The following is a 283-nucleotide window of genomic DNA, read 5'->3' on the forward strand; positions in this document are numbered from 1 at the left end:
ATTCGCTTCAGCTTCAATCAAGATCATCTCAGCAGTACGCATCAATACAATGTCACCATCACCAAGTGTTCCAGAGCCAGGTGAGTTGAACTTAGTATTCATGTAAGGGTATTTTCTGAAGTTGCTTGGAATGTCAATCGCATCCATTTCGGCCTGAGTAACTGCCCAGAAACCTTTTCTAACATCCGTTGCAGGGATCATATCATAAAGATCAGCATTGATACACTTAGGATTGTTTCTAATGTGCGAAGAGCTGTAGTTGTATGACATGTAAGCAAAGAAT

General features: G+C 40.6%; 1 pseudogene. It reads right to left on the reverse strand.

From position 1 onward, the window contains the following. Positions 1-270 (reverse strand): annotated as a pseudogene (locus MB14_RS10200) (RagB/SusD family nutrient uptake outer membrane protein); the annotation flags it as partial. Between the last annotated feature and the right edge of the window lie 13 nt (positions 271-283).

The organism is Roseivirga ehrenbergii, from assembly GCF_001593005.1.
GTDB lineage: Bacteria > Bacteroidota > Bacteroidia > Cytophagales > Cyclobacteriaceae > Roseivirga > Roseivirga ehrenbergii.